Source organism: Vibrio sp. V39_P1S14PM300 (assembly GCF_009904765.1).
GTDB classification, from domain to species: Bacteria; Pseudomonadota; Gammaproteobacteria; order Enterobacterales; family Vibrionaceae; genus Vibrio; species Vibrio proteolyticus.
Genome location: NZ_WXWP01000326.1, coordinates 1 through 3,607 on the forward strand (window position 1 = coordinate 1; position 3,607 = coordinate 3,607).

At 52.6% G+C, this 3,607-nt stretch carries 2 protein-coding genes; both read left to right on the forward strand.

What is annotated here, in order from left to right; translation table 11 throughout:
* Positions 1 to 173: 173 nt before the first annotated feature.
* On the forward strand, positions 174 to 2,078 hold the full coding sequence (locus CAG65_RS16915) for a PTS fructose transporter subunit IIABC (RefSeq protein ID WP_161454370.1): 1,905 nt from the start codon (positions 174 to 176) through the stop codon (positions 2,076 to 2,078).
* A 171-nt stretch (positions 2,079 to 2,249) separates the two neighbouring features.
* Positions 2,250 to 3,455 carry a mannose-6-phosphate isomerase, class I gene (gene manA / locus CAG65_RS16920; protein WP_237668842.1) on the forward strand — a complete coding sequence of 402 codons (1,206 nt, stop codon included), beginning with the start codon at positions 2,250 to 2,252 and terminating at the stop codon, positions 3,453 to 3,455.
* Positions 3,456 to 3,607: the final 152 nt, after the last annotated feature.

Below are 3,607 nucleotides of genomic sequence, written 5' to 3' on the forward strand. Positions count from 1 at the left end.
ACAATAACCATCCATTTAACTCAACGAAAAGAGATACAGATCACGTTTAAAGTTATAGGTTACAATAATCCAGTAAATGCATCTTTTCTTCACTATATGAAGTGAGTTTGCGGATCCACAATGTCAGCATCAAATAACAAAACAACAAGAATAATCCTACGGGGGTGTATGACATGATCACTCAATTGATCAATGAGGACCTGATAAAGCTGGACCTCGCCGCGACCAGCAAAGACGACGTTTTTGCTGAACTGATCGATGTTCTGGCAAACCAGGGGCGCATCAGCGACAAAGCCCAGTTTCTGGCGGACATCAAAGCCCGAGAAGAGCTGGGGAATACCGGGTTTGAAGACGGAGTCGCCCTGCCACATGCGAAAAGCGCTGCTGTGGTAGAGCCGGCGGTCGTCATTGGTGTGAGTCGTCAGGGGATCGACTATGGCGCCGAAGACGGGCAACCTTCTCGCTTATTTTTCATGATTGCATCACCCGACGGTGGTGCTAACCACCATATTGAAGTTCTGGCCGAGCTGTCGTCCAAACTGATTGAGGACGGATTTATTGAGCGCTTCCTCCAGGTTGATACACCTTCCGATGCATTAGCCCTGTTGTTACAAAAAGAGAGTACGCCAACGGATTTGCCAGACGCCACTAACGGTTTCATCATCGGTGTCACTGGCTGCCCTGCCGGCGTTGCTCACACCTATCTAGCGGCCGAAGCCCTGGAAAAAGGGGCGGCGGCGCTGGGCTATGAAGTCAAAGTTGAAACCAATGGCTCCATCGGGGTAAAAAACAGCCCGACTGCGGAAGACATTGCCCGTGCCGATGCGATCGTTGTCGCCTGTGACAAGCAGGTCGACATGACCCGCTTTGCGGGTAAGCGCGTAATAGAAACAGGGGTCAAAGCACCGATTCGCGATGCTGAAGGTTTGATCAAACAAGCGCTGTCTGCTCCGACTTACCAAGCGGATGCGTCTGCAAAGCCTCAGGAATCTGCCGCCAGCAAAGCCTCTCAGGCACGCTCGAATCTGTACCGCTACCTGATGAACGGGGTTTCTCATATGATCCCGTTCGTTGTCACCGGCGGCCTGCTGATCGCACTGTCGCTGGCCATCGGTGGCCAACCGACTGAAGCGGGCATGGCTATTCCGGCTGGCAGTATGTGGCAAAAAGTGCTGGATACCGGCGTAGTCGCCTTCCAGTTGATGATCCCAATTCTGGCGGGTTACATTGCGTATGCCATTGCCGATCGTCCTGCGCTGGCGCCAGGCCTGATTGGTGGCTGGATAGCCAACAACGGATCTTTCTATGGCGCTGAAGCTGGCACGGGCTTTATTGGCGCGATCATCGCAGGTCTGCTAGTGGGATACTTTGTGAAGTGGCTGACCAGCATCAACTACCACAAATTCATTCAGCCGTTGGTGCCAATCATGATTGCACCCATTGCAGGCTCTTTGTTTATCTCCGGTCTGTTTATTTTCGTCATTGGTGCACCGATTGCGAGCCTGATGGACAGCCTGACCGCGATGCTGACAGCCATGAGCACCGGCAACGTTGTACTGTTGGGTATCGTACTGGGTGGCATGGCTGGCTTCGACATGGGTGGCCCCTTCAACAAAGTAGCGTTCTTGTTCTCCGTCGGCATGATTGCCAGCGGCCAGACCCAGTTTATGGGCGCGATGGCCTGCGCTATTCCTGTGGCTCCGCTGGGCATGGCGTTAGCAACGGTATTAGGCCGTAAACTGAATCTGTTCGAAGACTCGGAAATTGAGGCCGGTAAAGCGGCGGGCGCGATGGGTCTGGTCGGCATTTCAGAAGGCGCAATTCCATTTGCAGCTCAGGACCCCATGTCGGTTATTCCGGCGAACGTACTCGGCTCAATGGTCGCGGCTGTTATGGCTTTCTCATTTGGCATCACTAACAGCGTCGCCCACGGAGGACCTGTGGTCGCCCTACTCGGCGCGATGAACAAACCATTGCTGGCGCTAGTGTGTATGGCCGCAGGCGCAATCGTCACTGGTATTGCATGTGTCACGTTGAAAAAAGTGCGTAAAGCCAAGCTCGCAGCGGTCGCGGCATAAGCCAGCCTTGACTTCAATACGCGAAATTTTAAGTTGGCTCTGTTAAAATGAGCCAGCTTTTTACAACGCAAACCAGATGTCAAACTGGTGCTATGCTCCTGACCATTCCCTGAATGGCCATTTGTTGTACTCCCGCTCCATTCGGGAGCTTTTTCGTAAGGTAATTACAAGATGTCTATCCACGAACCGCATCCCCGCTGCTTCTACCCCATGGACAACGTGATCCAGAATTATGCCTGGGGAAGCACAACGTCAATCAGCCAGTTGTTCAATATCGAAAACCCGACCAACCAGCCACAAGCTGAGATTTGGATGGGCGCACACCCGAATGGTTGTTCCCGTACTGAGATCAACCAGCACTCTACACTGCTGTCTGACTTAATCGCCACCGACAAAGATGCGTTTTTGTCTGCCGATACCAATGCACGTTTTGGCGAACTGCCTTATCTGTTTAAAGTCCTCGCTGCGGCTAACGCACTGTCCATTCAGGTTCATCCGAGCAAAGCCGAAGCCGAAGCCGGATATGCTAAAGAGCAACAAGCTGGCATCCCTCTGACAGCCGGCCACCGCAACTACAAAGATCCCAACCACAAACCTGAGCTGGTATACGCCCTGACTCCGTATCAGGCGATGAACGGGTTTCGTTCATTTGCTCAAATTTCAGCGCTATTTTCAGCCCTGAACATCAGTGCCATTTCGTCACTGGTTAACGCGTTTACTCAGAACCTGACATCAGCAGGCTTAGCGCAGTTTTTTACCGAGTTACTGTCACTGCAAGGTGAGCAGAAAGCACAAGCGGTGGACGCGTTACTGACTTACGCCGATACCCATAAAGGCGAACCTCTGTTCGCGCTTATTCTTGAACTGGCAGACCAATACCCGGGTGACATTGGTTTGTTCGCTCCGCTGATGCTGAATGTCCTAACGCTACAACCGGGCGAAGCCATGTTCCTGGATGCACGTACCCCGCACGCTTACCTGAAAGGCACCGGGCTGGAGATCATGGCCAACTCAGACAACGTACTGCGCGCCGGATTGACGCCCAAGCATATGGACGTCGAGGAACTGGTGAGCTGTACCCTGTTTGAAGAAAAGCCGGCTGAAACTTTGCTTTTGGCACCGCAAGTCGATGGTCAGGTATTGAGTTATCCAATCCCAGTCCCCGATTTCAAATTCACTGTCTATCTGTCGGCCAATCAGCAAACAATCACCACACACAGCGCGGAGATTCTCTTGCCTCTTGATGACGTAATGACGGTCTCTCATGCAAGTGGTGAAACGGTGACACTCAAAAAAGGCCAGTCACTGTTTATCCCCGCGTATGCAGGCGGATACACGCTTCAATGCGCAGGACGCGTCGCTCGCGCCCATAACTGATGTTCGCCACTGGCCGGCCACGCTCGGCCAGTGCTCCCCTCTCCTCTTAAACACACACCGCCTCTTAGCTCGTTGTTTATTCTTTTTCAGAAACACGCAATACCCAGAACTGAACGTTTTCGCGCATCATTACGACGCGAACAACCCTTGAC

Coding starts and splice junctions, on each gene's coding strand:
- manA (WP_237668842.1), top strand. CDS start 2,250: ATGTCTATCCACGAACCGCATCCCCGCTGCTTCTACCCCATGGACAAC.
- CAG65_RS16915 (WP_161454370.1), top strand. CDS start 174: ATGATCACTCAATTGATCAATGAGGACCTGATAAAGCTGGACCTCGCC.